The sequence below is a fragment of the Streptomyces sp. P9-2B-2 genome (assembly GCF_030406865.1).
In the GTDB taxonomy this organism is placed as follows: Bacteria; Actinomycetota; Actinomycetes; order Streptomycetales; family Streptomycetaceae; genus Streptomyces; species Streptomyces platensis.
Genome location: NZ_CP129126.1, coordinates 7016317 through 7033407, shown reverse-complemented (window position 1 = coordinate 7033407; position 17091 = coordinate 7016317). Strand labels below are relative to the sequence as shown.

Sequence of the window (17091 nt, the reverse complement as noted above, 5' to 3'; positions counted from 1 at the left end):
CATGTCGGCTCCCCCGGTCGGTCCTCCGATAGGACGACCTGTAGGACGACCTGTAGGACGATGCGACATCGCGACCGGTTGCCACCATTCAGCGGAGATCTCGCGAAAAAGCCTTTGTGTACGAAAAGTTGCGACAGCTGAGGGAAAGGATTTCGCACCGTTCCGCGGAGGTGTGTCGTGGAGTCGCCGCAGCGCCCGAGAAGAAAGTGGAAGAGTCTACCCATGCAGGTCTGGCCGGGACAGATGTATCCGCTGGGTGCCACCTATGACGGGGCGGGCACCAACTTCGCGGTGTTCTCCGAAGCCGCGAAGCGCATCGAACTGTGTCTGCTGCACGACGACGGTTCGGAGACCGCCGTCGAGCTGCGCGAGAGCGACGCCAATGTGCGGCACGCGTATCTTCCGGGGGTGATGCCAGGGCAGCGTTACGGCTTCCGGGCACACGGTCCGTACGAGCCGGAGCGGGGGCAGCGCTGCAATTCGGCGAAGCTGCTGCTCGACCCGTACGCCCGCGCCATGAGCGGCCGGATCGACTGGAACGAGGCCGTCTACGGCTACCGCTTCGGGCGGCCCGAGGTGCGCAACGACCTGGACTCGGCGCCGCACACCATGGCGTCGGTGGTGGTCAATCCGTACTTCGACTGGGGTGACGACCGCCCGCCGCGCACCGCGTATCACGAGACGGTGCTCTACGAGGCCCATGTGAAGGGCCTGACGATGCGCCATCCGGAGCTCCCCGAGGAGCTGCGCGGCACCTATGCCGCGCTGGCGCATCCGGCGATCATCGAGCACCTCACCAAGCTCGGGGTGACCGCGCTGGAGCTGATGCCGGTGCACCAGTTCGTCCAGGATCACCGGCTGGTGGACGCGGGGCTGACGAACTACTGGGGCTACAACACCATCGGCTTCTTCGCCCCGCACAACGCCTATGCGTCCTGGGGCGACCGCGGGCAGCAGGTGCTGGAGTTCAAGACGGCGGTGCGGGCGCTGCACCAGGCCGGGATCGAGGTGATCCTCGATGTGGTCTACAACCACACCGCCGAGGGCAGCCATCTGGGCCCGACGCTGTCGTTCCGGGGGCTGGACAACGCCTCCTACTACCGGCTGTCGGACGACAAGCAGTACTACATGGACACCACGGGCACCGGGAATTCGCTGCTGATGCGCAGCCCGCATGTGCTCCAGCTGGTGATGGACTCGCTGCGCTACTGGGTGCAGGAGATGCGGGTGGACGGCTTCCGCTTCGATCTGGCGGCGACGCTGGCCCGGCAGTTCCACGAGGTGGACCGGCTGTCGTCGTTCTTCGACCTGGTCCACCAGGACCCGGTGGTCAGCCAGGTGAAGCTGATCGCCGAGCCGTGGGACGTGGGTGAGGGCGGCTACCAGGTGGGGAACTTCCCGCCGCTGTGGACCGAGTGGAACGGGAAGTACCGGGACACCGTGCGGGACCTGTGGCGGGGCGAACCGCGCACCCTGGCGGAGTTCGGGTCCCGGCTGACGGGCTCGTCGGACCTCTACCAGGAGGACGGGCGGCGGCCGCTGGCCTCGGTGAACTTCGTGACCTGCCATGACGGCTTCACGCTGCACGATCTGGTCGCGTACAACGAGAAGCACAACGAGGCCAACGGTGAGGACAACCGGGACGGGGAGCGCTTCAACCGGTCCTGGAACTGCGGTGCCGAGGGGCCGACCGACGATCCCGGGGTGCGGCGGCTGCGGGCGCGGCAGCGGCGCAACTTCCTGGCCACGCTGATGCTGTCGCAGGGCGTGCCGATGCTCAGCCACGGGGACGAGTTCGGGCGCAGCCAGGGCGGCAACAACAACGCGTACTGCCAGGACAACGAGCTGTCGTGGGTGCGCTGGCCGGAGCGGGGGCGGGGCGCGGGCGCCGGGGAGCCCGACGACGCGGACGGGCCGGACGAGGCGGACGGTCCGGACGGGCCGGACGAGGCGGCCGACGCGGACGCGGAGGAGCTGGCGCTGCTGGCGTTCGTGCGGCAGATGGTGTGGCTGCGGCGGGACCATCCGGTGTTCCGGCGCCGGCGGTTCTTCCAGGGCCACCCGGCGGAGGGCGCCCATGACGAGCTGTCCGACATCGCCTGGTTCACGGTGGGCGGCGAGGAGATGGGGCCGCGCGACTGGCAGTCGGTGCACGCCAAGGCGCTGACGGTGTTCCTCAACGGCAGCTCGATCTCCGAGCCGGGCCCCCGGGGCGAGCCGGTCACCGATGACTCGTTCCTGCTGATGTTCAACGCCCACGACCAGGAGAAGGAGTTCAGGGTTCCCGAGCACCTCGGCCGGCAGTGGCAGGTCGTGGTGGACACCGACCGGCCGCAGGCGGTGGCGGACGGCGGCGGCGCCAAGGTGAAGGCCGGCGACCGGCTGACGCTCATCGGGCGGAGCCTGCTGGTGCTCCAGCGGCCGGCCTGATCGCGGCCGGCCGGTCCGTGGCCCGGGTGGTCAGGGCCAGGCCGAGGATCAGGACGGCGGCGCCGACGGCCACCGCGAAGGCGGCGGACGGGCCGTGGGCCTCGGCGAGCCGGCCGGAGGCGGCCAGGGACAGTGCCTGGCCGCCGACCACCGCGCTGGTCAGGAAGGCCATCGATTCGGCGAGCCGGCCGGCCGGCACCAGCCGTTCGGTGAGGCCGAACAGCGTGATCAGATGCGGGGCGAAGGCTGCGCCGAGGACCACGACGGCCAGGTAGAGCGCGCCCAGGGACCGTACGAACAGCAGCGGCACGGACAGCGCGATCAGCGCCACGGCGGCCGCCCGCCAGCGCACCGGCAGCCCGATCTGCGGCACTCCGGCCCCGGCGAGCAGCGCGATCAGGGCGAGCGGCAGCGTCCCCGTCCGGGCGAGCGCGGCCAGCACCAGCGCGGTCACGGCGAGGGCGTCGAACCAGCAGGCGGCCAGCACCACCGGCCGCTGCCCGTGCCGGTCGGCGAGCCGGCCGAGCAGCGGGCCGCCCGCCGTCTGGCCCGCCGCCAGCGCACCGCCCACCAGGCCCGCGGTGGCCAGCGAACCGCTGGTCTCCGCCACCAGCAGCAGACTGCCGAACTGGCACATGGCGGTGGGGAGCCTGCCGAGGAAGGAGACGACGGGCAGCAGCGGCCCGCCCAGCGCGAGCACCCGGCGGAAAGCGGCGGCGGCAGCGGTCATCGCCCGACGCTAACCGGCGGCCCGCCGTGCGCCCCATGGACCGGACCTACGAAGGTCCCCTACCCCGGAGCCCACTCCGTCGGAGGAAACAACGACACCCATGAGGGAGGGAGATGACACAACGGGCCGCCAGCGGGGTACGGGTGTTCCCATGACGCAGCCCTCAAGTCCGTCGCCGACCGCCACCTACCGGCTGCAACTACAGCCGGACTTCCCGTTCGCCGCCGCCGAGCGGGCCGTCCCGCATCTGGCCGCGCTCGGCATCTCCCATCTGCACCTCTCTCCGGTGCTGGAGGCGGTGCCGGGCTCCCCACACGGCTACGACGTGGTCGACCACACGGCCGTACGGGCCGAGCTGGGCGGCGAGACCGGGCTGCGGGCGCTGGCGGCGACGGCCCGCGCGCACGGCCTCGGGCTGATCGTCGACCTGGTGCCGAACCATATGGCGGTGCCGGAGCCGATGTCGCTGAACGGGCCGCTGTGGCAGGTGCTGCGGGACGGCCCGGCGTCCCCGTACGCGCGCTGGTTCGACATCGACTGGGGCGCGGCGCACGGCGGACGGCTGCTGCTGCCGGTGCTCGGCGGCCGGATCGGCGAGGAGCGGCGGCACTTCCGCGTCGAGGGCGAGGTGCTGCGCTACCACGGGCATGCCTTCCCGCTGCGCCCCGGGACCGAGCAGCTGCCGCCGGACCGCCTCCTGGAGGCCCAGTGGTACCGCCTCGCCTGGTGGCGGCTGGCCCGCAGCGAGCTGAACTACCGCCGCTTCTTCACCATTTCGGAGCTCATCGGGGTGCGCGTCGAGGACCCCGAGGTGTTCGAGGCGACCCATGGCACGGTGCTGCGGCTGATGCATGAGGGCGTCATCGACGGGCTGCGCATCGACCACCCGGACGGTCTGGCGGACCCCGGCGGCTATCTGGCCCGGCTGCACGAGCGGACCGGCGGCCGCTGGACGGTGGTGGAGAAGATCCTCACCGGGGACGAGCGGCTCCCGGACAGCTGGGCCTGTGCGGGCACCACCGGCTACGACGCCCTGCGGCACATCGACGGACTGTTCGTCTGCCCCCAGGGAGCCGGACGGCTGTTCTCCCACTACCGGGACTTCGTCACCCCGCTGGCCGACGAGGGCGGCGACTGGGAGGAGACGGTGCGCCGGGCCGCGTACGAGGTCGTCACCCACGATCTGGCCACCGAGATCGAGCGGCTGGTGCGGACCGCGGCGCGGATCAGCGCCCGCGCCCCCGGGCCGGGCGACCATGCGACCTGGGCGCTGCGGCACGCCCTCCGTGAGCTGCTGGTGCGGCTGCCGGTCTACCGCCCCTATGCCGCGGATCCGGCACGGGCCGATCAGGACGCGGCCATGCTGGACGCGGCGGCGGCGCAGGCCCGTACCGCCTTCCGGGTGCCCGAGGAGGCGCGGGCGGTCGATCTGCTCCGCGATCTGGCGCTCGGCCGGCTGACCGATCACCCGGAGCACGACGGCACGGACTGCGCCGACTTCACCGCGCGGTTCGCCCAGACCGCGTCCGCACTGCACGCCAAATCCGTGGAGGACACCGCCTTCTACCGCTATCCGGTGCTGTTGTCGGCGTGCGAGGTCGGCGGCGATCCGGGGGAGCCGGCGCTCGCCCCGGAGGTGTTCCACGCGTACTGCGCCCGGCTCCAGCGGGACCGCCCGGCGTCCGGCACCGTGCTCTCCACCCACGACACCAAGCGCAGCGCCGATGTACGGGCGCGGATCGCGGTGCTGTCGGAGTGCCCGGACCGGTGGCGGGATGTGCTCGGGGCGATGGGCGACGACGCGGTGTGCGGCCGCACGGCGAGCGCGCTGGACGGGATCGGCCCGGCGGACCCGATGGTGTCGTGGCTGGCCTGGCAGACCGCGTTCGGCCTGGGTGCGGCCGGTGACGGCGCGGCGGCGGAGCGGGTGGCACCCGCCGTGCTCAAGGCCGCGCGGGAGGCCGGGCTGCGGACCTCGTGGACGGAGCGGAGTGCGGGCTACGAGGACGCCGTCGAGGAGTTCGTCCGTAACGGGCCCTGTGGTCCCACGGCCGCCCCGCTCGCCGCGCTGGACGGGGAGCTCGCCCCGTTCGTCCGCGCGAATGTGCTGGGCGCGACGCTGCTCCAGCTCACCATGCCGGGCGTCCCCGACCTCTACCAGGGCACCGAAGTCGGCTATGCCGCGCTGGTCGACCCGGACAACCGGAAGCCGGCCCGCTTCCGCCCCGAGCTGCTCACCGCACTGGACGGCGGGAGCCCGCCGGGCGATCTGTCCGGCGAGAAGCTCCGGCTGACCGCGGCGGCGCTGCGGCTGCGGCGCGACCATCCGGAGTGGTTCGGCGCCGCGGCCTCGTACGAGCCGGTGTACGGGGAGGGCCCGGCGGCCGAGCACTGTGTGGCGTTCTGCCGCGGCGGGCGGGTGCTGACGGTGGTGACCCGGCTGTCGCTGCGGCTGGTGGAGACCGGCGGCTGGTGGGACACCCTGCTGCGGCTGCCGTCGGAGGGCCCCTGGCGCGAGCTGCTGACCGGGCGCGAGCTGCCAGGCGGCGCGGTGGTGGGGCTGAGCGATCTGCTGGCGGAGTCGCCGGTGGCACTGTTCGTCCGTGAGTGACGCGAGTGACGTGGCGTCAGCTTTCGGCGCCCCGTTGTCCCTCCGCGCTGCCCACCGTGCGCAGCAGCTCCGTGAACTCCGCGGCCGCACCGGTCGGTTCGACCCGGGAGAAGACGGTGATGTCGCGGTGCCAGGGCGGGTCGGTGGGCACGACCGCACAGTCGAGGCCGCGGAGTTCATGGGCGGCGGTCAGCAGCACGCCGACGCCCGCCGAGGCCATCCGGACGGCCGTGGAGCTGTGCTGGGTGCGGACGGCGGTCCGCGGGGTGAAGCCGGCCCGTTCGCACTCCCGGTCCAGCCAGCGCCGCCCGTCGACGACCGGCTCCAGGCTGCACCGCACCCACGGGCGGTCCGCCAGCTCGGCGAGGCGGACCGACTCCCGGGCGGCGAGCGGGTCACCGTGCGGGACGACCAGCACCATCCGCTCCTGGCCCACGACGGTGACCGGTCCCGGCCAGTCCTTGGGGCGCGGCCCGAGCGCCAGATCGGCGACCCCGCGGGCCATCTGGTCGTCCAACTCCTCGGTGGTGGCGTACTCATGGAGCACCAGCCGGACCCCCGGACGAGCGCGGGCCCAGCGGGCACAGACCTCCGGGAGCACACCGACCGCCTGGGCGTGCACCGTCGCGATATGCAGTTCGCCGCTCTCCGCACCGCCCGCCGCGAGGGCGGCACGGCGGGCCTGCCGGGCGCTGCGGACGGCGAGCTGGGCGTGCGGGAAGTAGGCCCGGCCCATCGCGGTGAGCCGCACCCCGCGCGTCATCCGCTCCAGCAGCGGGCCGCCGACCGTCCGCTCCAGCGCCTTGATCTGGTGCGACAGCGCGGACTGGGTGACATGCAGCGCCTCGGCGGCGCGGGTGAAGGACTCCTGCTCCACGACCGCGACGAGGTACTCCATCTGCCGCAGACTCATGCCCGCCCCTCCCGGTGCCCTCGGCCCCTCATGCCGTGCCGCGCGGGAAGCCCCGGCACATGAAGGTTCTTCATCACCTCCATGGAAACATTGCCTTGGACTCATCACCGCAGGTGGGCGGAGTCTGAACGCATGAGTGAGACAGACCCGAACACGACGGACGTCATCGTCATCGGCGGCGGCACCGGCGGCTACAGCACCGCCCTGCGCGCCGCGTCCCTGGGGCTGCGGGTGGTGCTGGCCGAACGCGAGCTGATCGGCGGCACCTGTCTGCACCGCGGCTGCATCCCCAGCAAGGCCATGCTGCACGCGGCCGAGTTGGTGGACGGCATCGCGGAGGCCCGCGAACGGTGGGGCGTCAAGGCCACCGTGGACTCCCTGGACTGGCCGGCCCTGGTGGCCACCCGGGACACCATCGTGGAGCGCAACCACCAAGGCGTGGCCGGGCACTTGCGGACGGCCGGGGTGCGGGTCCTGAAGGGCGCCGCACGGCTGACCGGGCCCCGTACGGTCCACGTCGGGGACGCCGGGGAGTTCACCGCGCGGCGCGGCATCGTGCTGGCCACCGGCTCCCGGCCGAAGATGCTGCCGGGCCTGGCCGCGGACGGCCGACGGGTGGTGACCAGCGACGACGCACTGTTCGCGGCCGGACTCCCGGCGTCCGTCCTGGTCCTGGGAGGCGGGGCGATCGGCGTCGAGTACGCGTCCTTCCACCGCTCCATGGGGGCCGAGGTCACCCTCGTCGAGGCGGCCGGGCGGCTGCTTCCGATGGAGGACGAGGACGTCGGCCGCCATCTGGCGCGCGGGCTGAAGAAGCGCGGGATCGCGGTCCGTACGGGCTCGGCGCTCACCGGCACCGAGCTGCTGCCGGACGGGGTACGGGCCACCGTGCGCACCCCGAAGGGCGAGGAGCTGGTGATCGAGGCCGAGCGGCTGCTGGTCGCGGTGGGGCGGGCCCCGGTGACGGACGGGCTGGAGCTGGCGGCAGCCGGGCTGGCGGCGGACGGGCGGGGGTTCGTCGCGCCTGCGGACTGGTCACGGCTGGAGACCGCCGTCCCGGGCATCCATGTGGTCGGCGATCTGCTGCCGCCGCCGTCCCCGGGGCTGGCCCATGCGTCCTTCGCGGAGGGCCTGTTGGTGGCGGAGACGCTGGCGGGCCTGCCGTCGCGGGCGGTGGACTACGCGGCCGTGCCACGGGTGACGTACTCCTCGCCGCAGACCGCGTCGGTCGGCCGGACCGAGGCCGAGGCGCGCGCCGACGGCCTGGACATCAAGGTGAACACCATGCCGCTGGCCGCCACCGCCAAGGGCATGGTGCACGGCCGGGGCGGCATGGTGAAGGTGATCGCGGCGGCGGACGGTGCGGGCGGGGAGGCTACCGGCACGGTGCTCGGGGTCCATCTCGTCGGGCCGCAGGTCTCGGAGATGATCGCGGAGAGCCAGCTGATCGTGGGCTGGGACGCCGAACCGGCCGATGTCGCCCAGCACATCCACGCCCATCCGACGCTGTCGGAGGCGGTCGGCGAGGCGTTTCTGACGCTGGCGGGGCGGGGGCTGCACCAGCACTGAGCGGGCCGGGGCCGCGGCCGTAATTCGGTTGCGGTCCCGCGCCGGGCTGACAGCATGGCCGCGTACGACGGTTTTTCCTTGAGCAAGGAGCACGGAATGCGCGGATTCCTCGGAACGACTCATCGCCCCCACCGGACGACAGTTCTTGAGGAATCCACCTTCCATGCTTCCTTCGCGCACCCTGAACATCGGGATTCTCGCCCACGTCGACGCGGGTAAGACCAGCCTCACCGAGCGGCTGCTGTTCGACACCGGCGCCATCGAGCGGCTCGGCAGCGTCGACGCGGGTGACACCCGTACGGACACCGGTGAGCTGGAGCGGCAGCGCGGTATCACCATCCGCTCCGCCGTCGCCTCCTTCACCGTCGGCGGCACTCAGGTCAATCTCCTCGACACCCCCGGCCACTCCGACTTCATCACCGAGGTCGAGCGCGCGCTCGGGGTGCTCGACGGCGCCGTGCTGCTGCTGTCCGCGGTGGAGGGCGTCCAGGCCAGGACCCGGGTGCTGATGAAGACACTGCGGCGGCTGCGGCTGCCCACATTGCTCTTCATCAACAAGATCGACCGGGCCGGCGCCCGGGGTGAGGCACTGCTCGCCGACATCCGCCGCCTGCTGGCACCGGTCGCCGTCCCGATGACGTCCGTGACCGGCCTGGGCACCGCGCGGGCCGCGTCCGTGCCGTACGTCCTGGAGGACCCGCGGGACCGCGAACGGATCGCGGAAACCGTGGCCGAGGCCGATGAGTCGATCCTCGATCTGCTGGTGGGCCCGGCCCATGGCGGGCGGGACGCGGGCGACGGCGGGCCGCCGCTGACCGCGGACCGGCTCCGGGCGGCGCTGGCCGCCCGGACCGCCGACGGCTCACTGCACCCGGTGTACTTCGGCTCCGCCCTCGGCGGCCAGGGCGTCGGCGCGCTCATCGACGGCATGGTCCGGCTGATCCCGCCCGCACCGGCCGGTGCGGGCACCGCACCGCGGGGCACGGTCTTCGCCGTCCATCAGCCTCCGAACGGCGAGAGGACCGCGCACCTCCGGCTCTACGCGGGCACGTTGCGGTCACGCCAGCAGATCACCCTCCACCGGCCCGGCGCGGACGGCACCGACGGAACCCTGACCGGCCGGATCACCTCCCTCCAGGTCATCGGGCGGCCGCCCGGCGACGACGGGCCGCTCACCCCGGGCCATATCGCCGTCATCCGCGGGCTGCCCGGCATCCGCACCGGTGACCGTCTCGGCCCGCCCGGCGACGGCCCGACGGGCGGGTCACTGTTCCCCTCCCCCACCCTCGAAACCCTGGTCCGGGCCCGCCACCCGGCACACGCCGCCGCACTGCGCAGCGCGCTGCTGACGCTCGCCGACCAGGATCCGCTGCTCCAGGTCGGCGCCGCGCCCGGCGGTACCACCTCGGTGCTGCTGCACGGCGAGGTGCAGAAGGAGATCCTGGCCGCCACCCTGCACCAGGAGCACGGCATCGAGGCCGAGTTCACGCCGAGCCGGGTGGTGTGTGTCGAGCGGCCGTGCGGGGTCGGCGAGGCCTGCGAGGAGATCGCCCGGCGCGGCCACACCGGGCCCTGGGCCACGGTCGGACTCCGGGTCGAACCGGGCGCCCGGCACTCCGGCCCGGTCTTCGCCTACGAGACCGAACTGGGCGCCCTGCCGCACGGCTTCCATCAGGCCATCGAGGAGACGGTGCACGCGACCCTGCGGCACGGGCCGCGCGGTCTGGCGGTGACGGACTGCCGGGTGGTGCTGACCCGGTCCGGATTCGTCGGCCCGCTCAGCACCGCCGGGGACTTCCGTACGGTCACTCCCCGGGTGCTGCGGCGCGCCCTGGAGCGGGCCGGTACCCGGGTGTACGAGCCGTATCACGCCTTCGAGGCGGATATCCCGCTCGCCGCGCTGGCGCCGGTGACCGCCCGTCTCGCGGCGCTGGGCGCCGAGTTCGCCGAGACCACCGGCGGCGGCCACTCCTGGCTGGTCAGCGGCGTCCTCCCGGCGCGCCATGTCCAGGAGTTCCAGGGGCTGTTGCCCGGTCTGACGCACGGCGAGGGGGTGTGGACGTCCGCGCCCTCGGGTGACCGTCCGGTGCGGGGGAGCGCGGCGCCGCAGGAGGATGGGTCCCGGTGAGGCGGCGGCTGCCGGGCGGGAGCGGGCCGGGGCAGGCCGCGCGGCCCGGTCCCTCCGACGCGCTCAGCGCTCCGTCAGGACGTAATCCACCTGGCCGAACCTGATGTGGTCCCCGGGGCCGACCGGCACCTCACCCACCACTCGGCGACCGTTGACGCAGGTGCCGTTGGTGGAGCCGAGGTCGCGCAGCAGCCAGCCCTTGCCGGCGCTGCGGAGTTCGGCGTGCGCACGGGAGACCGTCTCGTGGTTGAGGCGCAGACCGGAACCGGGAGCCCGCCCTATGAGCAGCGGGAGCGGACCCGGCTCGGGCAGCAGCAGCTTCGGCAGCCGCTCCGTACGCCAGGCGCGGCGCACCCGGAGGTGAAACGCGGACGCCCGGCCCACCATCCGCAGCACCACGCCCTGGACGGTGCCGCGGCACGCCAAGTCAGCGGTGACCAGGTCGAGTTCGGACTGCTGTTGAGCGGTCAGGACGAGTTCCAGGCGCCGCAGGAAGGTGTCCTGGGACAACCGTCCCTGCGCCGCGCCGTCACGCAGCAGATCGAGGGCACGTTCCCGGTCGGCGTCCGACGGCCGCGCCGGACGTGCAGGGAACTCGAGCGAAGTCATACCGGGATTCTCCGGCGACCACGAGCCGCTGTCCAGGCGATGTGCCTGCGCAGAGCGCTGCGGCCGGGCCCGCGGCTCGCCGGAACGGCCCAGCAATTGGCGCGATGTGGCTCCGCAGCGCCACGTCGGACTGTCGGGCGGCGCGGCGGCGTGCTTTCGTCGGGGGCCGGGACCGAACGAAGGAGGACGGCCGTGCTGTTCGAGGTGTGGGCGCCACAGGCCGGGCGGGTCGCTCTCCAGTGGGCGGGGAACCGGGCGGGCGAACCGCCGGTCCCGATGGAGCGCGACGCCGCCCGCACGGGCTGGTGGCGGGCCGAGGCACCGGCCCGGGACGGGGACCGGTACGCCTTCCGGCAGGACGGCGGGCCGCCGCTGCCCGATCCGCGGGCCGCCCGGCTGCCGGAGGGCCCCGGCGGGCCCGCCGCGGTCGTCGTACACGACCGGTTCGGCTGGCGGCACCCCTGGCCGGGCCGCCCGCTGCCCGGCGCGGTCCTCTACGAACTGCACATCGGGACCTACACCCCCGAGGGCACCTTCGACGCCGCAGCCGCGCGGCTGCGCCACCTCGCCGACCTGGGCATCACCCATGTCTCCCTGATGCCGGTCTGCCCGTTCCCCGGCACCCATGGGTGGGGCTACGACGGGGTCGCGCCCTGGGCGGTGCACGAACCGTACGGCGGGCCGGACGGGCTCAAGCGGTTCGTGGACACGGCGCACGGGCACGGGCTGGGGGTCGTACTCGACGTGGTGCACAACCACCTCGGCCCCTCCGGCAACCCGCTCCCCGCGTTCGGGCCGTACTTCACCGACACCCATCAGACCCCGTGGGGCGCGGCGGTCAATCTCGACGCCCCCGGTTCCGACGAGGTGCGCGCCTACTTCCTCAGCAGTGCGCTCTCCTGGCTGCGCGACTACCGGCTCGACGGACTGCGGCTGGACGCCGTGCACGCCCTGCACGACGACCGTTCCCCGCACTTCCTGGCCGCGCTGTCCGCCGCCGTCGACGCGCTGGCCGGGCGGCTGCGGCGCCCGCTGTTCCTGGTCGCCGAGTCCGATCTCAACGATCCGCGCACCACCGCGCCCCGGGCGGACGGCGGCCAGGGGCTGCACGCCCAGTGGAACGACGACTTCCATCACGCCCTGCACACCGCGCTCACCGGCGAGTCCCAGGGCTATTACGCCGACTTCGCGCGGGCCCCGCTCGCCGCCCTCGCCAAGACGCTGACCGGCGGCTTCTTCCACGACGGTACGCACTCCGCCTTCCGCGGGCGGCGGCACGGCGCACCGCTCGATCTGCGGGTCACTCCCGCGTACCGGCTGCTGGCCTACGCCCAGACGCACGACCAGATCGGCAACCGCGCGCTCGGCGACCGGCTCGCCGCCGGCCTCTCCCCCGGCCTGCTCGCCTGCGCCGCCACCCTGGTGCTGTGCGCGCCCTTCACCCCGATGCTGTTCATGGGCGAGGAGTGGGGCGCGACCACCCCGTGGCAGTACTTCACCGATCACCAGGATCCGGAGCTGGCGGAGGCCGTACGGGAGGGGCGGCGGCGCGAGTTCACCGCGCACGAGTGGGCCGGAGACGCCGGGGACTGGCCCGACCCGCAGGACCCGGCGACCCGCGACCGCTGCGTCCTGGACTGGACCGAACCCGCCCGGGAGCCGCACACCGCGCTGCTGGCCTGGCACCGCACCCTGCTGACGCTCCGTCATGAGCTGCCCCCGCTGACCGACCCGGACCCACGGCACACCGCCGTCCACTACGACGAGGCGGCCCGCTGGCTCCTGCTGCGGCGCGGTCCACTACGGGTGGCGGTCAATCTCGCGCCGGACACCACGGCGGCCATCCCTATTGGCAACGACGGCGGCGGGGCCGGCCTCCAGGCCCTGGCCGGCTGGCCCGGCGCCCGGCTCCCCGACGCGGACGGGCTGCTGCGCCTCCCTCCGGAATCGGCGGTGGTGCTGGGGCCCTGGTGAGCTGGTGGGAACGCGCGCCCAGACCGCAGGCCGACGGTGGCCGGTGAACCGGCCTGCGGGGTGGCGTCGATCATGGCGCGCCGCGCTGCGACGTCGACCACCCACTGTCTCTCTGCGCCGCCGTTTGCGCTGGTGTTACACCCCCCGCACCGGGCCGGGGCGGTCATGATCTGCCGTGCGTACCCCGGATCGGCCATGACTACACTCGCCCACCATGTGTGAGGCCAGAGGGCATGCAAAACGGAACGAAATGCACGATGATCGACCATGTGGTGACGCTTCCACCCGGAGCGTGACGGCTCCACGGAACCCGCTTGATACCGCCACAAACACCCTGTACCGGACCTCTGTTGTCCGCGGATGCACCACATCGGCGCCGGCCTCCGGCACCCCGGGGGCGATGTGAGACGCCGCGTGAACCGTGCCCGGCACCGGCAGTCCCGTGACCCGCGCGGCCACTGGCTGCTGCTGCTCATGGTCCTCCCGGTGATGTTCGGGGCCCTGCTCTTCGAGGGCTGGACCACCCACGAGGTCGATGCCGCGAAGACGCGCAAGGACTGCACCAGCCCCGTGCCCAGGTCCGTCGACAAGGGCGGCCCGGTGCTGCGGTTCCACGACGGCAAGGTGACCTCGTCCGCGGTGCCGGCCCGTACGGTGGCGCTCACCTACGACGGCGGCCCCGACCCCGTATGGACACCCCGGCTGCTCGACCTGCTGCGCAAGCACCACGCCCACGCCACGTTCTTCCTCCGCGGCGCCCAGGCGGCCCGGCGCCCGGACCTGGTGCAGCGGATCCGGGCCGAGGGCCATGAGATCGGCTCGAACACCTACACCGGCGCCGCCATGGGCGCGTCCTCGCCGCTGCGCGCCTCGCTGGAGCTGTCGCTCACCCAGCAGGCACTGGCGGGCAGCGCGGGTGTCCACACCAAGCTGCTGCGACTGCCGCAGACCACCGCGGTGGACACCATGTGCGGCGCCGAATGGAAGGCGGCCGAGAAGGCCGGTGCGGAGGGCTACACCCTGGTCGCCGCCGACCAGTGGTACCGCAAGCCGTCGCAGGGCGTGATCCGGCAGTTCAGTCAGAACGATCTCGCTTACCTGGGCACCAAGGAGCTGCTCGACAACCCGAAGATCAAGAAGTTCACCACAGTGACGGCGGGTGTCCGGCAGCCCTCGCCCGACGAGCCGGTCTCCACCGTCGAGCGCTGGTCGGGTACGGCCCTGATCTGGGCCAAGGGCCTCGGGCACGCCTTCGTCAGCGGGATGGCCTGGGTGCTCGCCATCGCGGGCGGCCTGGGGCTGCTGCGACTGGCGATGCTGGTGTTCTTCGCCCGCACCCACGTCCGGCGGCTGACCCGTTTCCGTCCCGGATCGCCCTGGCTGCGCGAGGTCACCGAACTGGTGACGGTGCTCGTCCCCGCCTACAACGAAGAGGCGGGTATCGAGTCCACCGTCCGTTCACTGCTCGCCTCGACCCACCGGCAGATGCAGGTCATCGTGATCGACGACGGGTCGACGGACCAGACGGCGGACCTCGCCACCTGGATCGACGATCCCCGGGTGCGGGTGATCCGGCAGACCAACGCGGGCAAGGCGGCCGCCCTCAACACCGGTCTGGCCCACTCGCGATGCGACATCGTCGTCATGGTCGACGCCGACACCGTCTTCGAACCGGACGCCATCCAGCGCCTGATCCAGCCGCTCGCCCACCCGGCCGTCGGCGCCGTCAGCGGCAACACCAAGGTCGGCAACCGGCGCCGCCTGCTCGGCAGATGGCAGCACCTGGAGTACGTCTTCGGGTTCAACCTCGACCGGCGGATGTTCGAGGTGCTGGAGTGCATGCCGACGGTCCCCGGCGCCATCGGCGCCTTCCGCCGGGACGCGCTGATGGGCGTCGGCGGGGTCAGCGAGGACACCCTCGCCGAGGACACCGACCTGACCATGGCCCTGTGGCAGGCGGGCTGGCGGGTGGTCTACGAGGAGACCGCCGTCGCCTGGACCGAAGTGCCCACCTCCCTCAGCCAGCTGTGGCGGCAGCGCTACCGCTGGTGCTACGGCACGCTCCAGGCCATGTGGAAGCACCGCGGGGCCGTCCTCGAAGTGGGCCCGACCGGACGCTTCGGCCGCCGCGGACTGAGCTATCTCGCCCTGTTCCAGGTCGCCCTGCCGCTGTTCGCGCCGATTGTCGACATCTTCGCGCTGTACGGGCTGCTCTTCCTCGGCCCCTGGCAGTCGGCCGGTGTCTGGTGCGGCTTCCTGTTCGTGCAACTGCTCTGCGCCGGATATGCGCTGCGGCTGGACGGGGAGAAGGTGCGGGCGCTGTGGGCGATGCCGTTCCAGCTCCTGGTCTACCGGCAGTTGATGTATCTCGTCGTCATCCAGTCCGTCGTGGCCCTCCTGCTCGGCACCCGCCTGAAGTGGCACCGGATGCACCGCTCGGGGACCGCCGCGCAGCAGATCGGGCAGCCGTCGGCGTATCAGAGCCTGTCGTCGAAGTGAGCGAGCCGGCTGGGGCGGGCGCCGCCACAGGGCGCCCGCCCCGCCTCCGGGTGTCCCCAGCCGTCCGCCCACCTGGCTCCCACGCGCCCCGGCTCCCGCACGCACACCTCGCCCGCATAGACACCCCACCGCGTACGAAATCCACTTTCCCTCCCCTAAAAACCGTTCCTTTGGTGCAGAAGTGCGGGCCATTTGGTGAAGGGATCGTGAGCATGCAGACTGTCCGCCCATGAGCGACTGGCTGGATGGGGCCCCCGACACCAACCGTTACGGTGGTCAAGCTGAGCCGGCGCATGCCGTCACGGGGCAGATATGGCAGCACGCCCCGTACCCGCCGCAGCCGGTCACCGCCAGACCGCTGCCCGGCCATCTGGGCGGCGAGGACCCGTATGCCGCGGCCGTCCCGGCCCGGATCGACGCGCCTGTGGCCGACCCGGCGTTCCCGCCCGGCGGGGACGGCTCGTACGGCAGGGACGGCTCGTACCGCGGACCCGGCCCGTACGGCGGACCCGGTGGAACCGGTGGACCCGGCGGACCCGGTGGGCCCGTGCTCAGGAGCACCCGGCCCGCGGCCACCCGCCCCACCCGGCGCCGCCGGATCCTGCAGCTCTCGGGTGTCCTGATCGCCGTGACCCTGCTCACCTCCGTCGGCACCTACACGTGGGCCGACACCAAGCTCGAGCGCGACGTCGACCTCGGCAAGCTCGCCGGCCGGCTGTCACCGGGCAAGGGCGCCAACTATCTGATCGTGGGCTCCGACAGCCGCCAGGGCCTGTCCGGAAAACAGCTGAAGGACCTGCACACCGGCGGCTCGGCGGACGCGGGCCGCCGCACCGACTCGATGATCCTGCTGCACACCGGCGCCCACGGCACCACGATGATGAGCCTGCCGCGCGACTCCTGGGTGACCATCCCGCCGTATATCCGCCCCGAAACCGGCAAGCATTACCCGGCATCGAAGGACAAGCTCAACGCGGCGTTCTCGCGCGGCGGTCCCGAGCTGCTCGTACGGACCGTCGAGCACAACACGGGCCTGCAGATCGGGCATTACACGGAGATCGGCTTCGCGGGCTTCGTCGGCATCGTGGACGCGGTCGGCGGAGTGCCGATGTGTCTGGACAAGGCCGTCAAGGACAAAAAGTCCGGCGCAAACCTTACGAAGGGCTGCCATACGCTCGACGGCCGCGCCGCGCTCGCGTTCGTCCGACAGCGCCACCAAGAGGCCCAGGGAGACCTCGGCCGCAGCCGGAACCAGCAGAAATTCCTGGCCGCGCTCTCCCACAAGACGGCCACACCCGGCGTCCTGCTCGACCCGTCCACGGTCTACCCGACGATGAACGCGGGTCTCGACACGCTCATCGTCGACAAGAACATGAGCCTGTGGAACCTCACTTCGCTCTTCGAGGCGATGAAGAGCGTCTCGGCCGGCGACGGCAAACGCCTTAATGTCCCCGTCTCCAGCCTCGGCTTCAAGACCCCCAAGGGCAGCGCCGTGAAGTGGGACATGCCGCGGGCGAAGGAGCTCTTCGCCCAACTGCACAACGATCAGCCGGTGACGGCCGGGGCGAAGGGCCGGTGAAGTGGTGTGCACCTACTGCTACTGCGACAGGATCTCCGGACCAGCTCAC

General features: G+C 72.6%; 10 protein-coding genes. 7 read left to right on the top strand and 3 right to left on the bottom strand.

Annotated elements, in window-relative coordinates:
* Positions 1-222 precede the first annotated feature (222 nt).
* Positions 223-2430, top strand: a complete 2208-nt coding sequence (gene glgX / locus QT196_RS30880) for a glycogen debranching protein GlgX (RefSeq protein WP_290356108.1) — start codon at positions 223-225, stop codon at positions 2428-2430.
* On the opposite strand, the gene QT196_RS30875 is transcribed toward glgX, so the two are convergent.
* On the bottom strand, positions 2390-3160 hold the full coding sequence (locus tag QT196_RS30875) for a hypothetical protein (protein WP_290356107.1): 771 nt from the start codon (positions 3158-3160) through the stop codon (positions 2390-2392). The two genes, glgX and QT196_RS30875, sit on opposite strands and share 41 nt — an antisense overlap.
* 151 nt (positions 3161-3311) lie before the next feature.
* On the opposite strand from QT196_RS30875, the gene treY reads away from it, so the two are divergent.
* A complete protein-coding gene (treY, locus tag QT196_RS30870) occupies positions 3312-5771 on the top strand; it encodes a malto-oligosyltrehalose synthase (RefSeq protein ID WP_266731740.1) in 2460 nt (819 codons plus the stop codon).
* Between the two features lie 16 nt (positions 5772-5787).
* On the opposite strand, the gene QT196_RS30865 is transcribed toward treY, so the two are convergent.
* A complete protein-coding gene (locus tag QT196_RS30865) occupies positions 5788-6684 on the bottom strand; it encodes a LysR family transcriptional regulator (RefSeq protein WP_290356106.1) in 897 nt (298 codons plus the stop codon).
* 132 nt (positions 6685-6816) lie between these two features.
* Here QT196_RS30865 and lpdA point away from each other — a divergent pair, with 132 nt between their 5' ends.
* Together lpdA and otr(A) are read left to right on the top strand one after the other, a co-directional pair.
* The gene (lpdA, locus tag QT196_RS30860) at positions 6817-8253 is read left to right on the top strand and encodes a dihydrolipoyl dehydrogenase (protein WP_168481927.1); all 1437 of its coding nucleotides are present in this window, start codon (positions 6817-6819) and stop codon (positions 8251-8253) included.
* 163 nt (positions 8254-8416) lie between these two features.
* Positions 8417-10381, top strand: a complete 1965-nt coding sequence (otr(A), locus tag QT196_RS30855; RefSeq protein ID WP_290356105.1) for a tetracycline resistance ribosomal protection protein Otr(A) — start codon at positions 8417-8419, stop codon at positions 10379-10381.
* A gap of 63 nt (positions 10382-10444) precedes the next feature.
* On the opposite strand, the gene QT196_RS30850 is transcribed toward otr(A), so the two are convergent.
* Positions 10445-10990 (bottom strand): DUF1707 and FHA domain-containing protein, encoded by a 546-nt coding sequence (locus QT196_RS30850; RefSeq protein WP_168481923.1) that lies wholly within the window; start codon positions 10988-10990, stop codon positions 10445-10447.
* Positions 10991-11182: 192 nt separating this feature from the next.
* Here QT196_RS30850 and treZ point away from each other — a divergent pair, with 192 nt between their 5' ends.
* From treZ to QT196_RS30835, 3 genes are all read left to right on the top strand, one after another.
* Positions 11183-12964 (top strand): malto-oligosyltrehalose trehalohydrolase, encoded by a 1782-nt coding sequence (treZ, locus tag QT196_RS30845; protein WP_290356104.1) that lies wholly within the window; start codon positions 11183-11185, stop codon positions 12962-12964.
* A 360-nt stretch (positions 12965-13324) separates the two neighbouring features.
* Positions 13325-15463, top strand: coding sequence for a bifunctional polysaccharide deacetylase/glycosyltransferase family 2 protein (locus QT196_RS30840; RefSeq protein WP_290356103.1), 2139 nt, complete (start codon positions 13325-13327; stop codon positions 15461-15463).
* Positions 15464-15692: 229 nt separating this feature from the next.
* Positions 15693-17042, top strand: coding sequence for an LCP family protein (locus tag QT196_RS30835; protein ID WP_290356102.1), 1350 nt, complete (start codon positions 15693-15695; stop codon positions 17040-17042).
* Positions 17043-17091: the final 49 nt, after the last annotated feature.

Coding starts and splice junctions, on each gene's coding strand:
- glgX (WP_290356108.1), top strand. CDS start 223: ATGCAGGTCTGGCCGGGACAGATGTATCCGCTGGGTGCCACCTATGAC.
- QT196_RS30875 (WP_290356107.1), bottom strand. CDS start 3,160: ATGACCGCTGCCGCCGCCGCTTTCCGCCGGGTGCTCGCGCTGGGCGGG.
- treY (WP_266731740.1), top strand. CDS start 3,312: ATGACGCAGCCCTCAAGTCCGTCGCCGACCGCCACCTACCGGCTGCAA.
- QT196_RS30865 (WP_290356106.1), bottom strand. CDS start 6,684: ATGAGTCTGCGGCAGATGGAGTACCTCGTCGCGGTCGTGGAGCAGGAG.
- lpdA (WP_168481927.1), top strand. CDS start 6,817: ATGAGTGAGACAGACCCGAACACGACGGACGTCATCGTCATCGGCGGC.
- QT196_RS30850 (WP_168481923.1), bottom strand. CDS start 10,990: ATGACTTCGCTCGAGTTCCCTGCACGTCCGGCGCGGCCGTCGGACGCC.
- QT196_RS30840 (WP_290356103.1), top strand. CDS start 13,325: ATGCACCACATCGGCGCCGGCCTCCGGCACCCCGGGGGCGATGTGAGA.
- QT196_RS30835 (WP_290356102.1), top strand. CDS start 15,693: ATGAGCGACTGGCTGGATGGGGCCCCCGACACCAACCGTTACGGTGGT.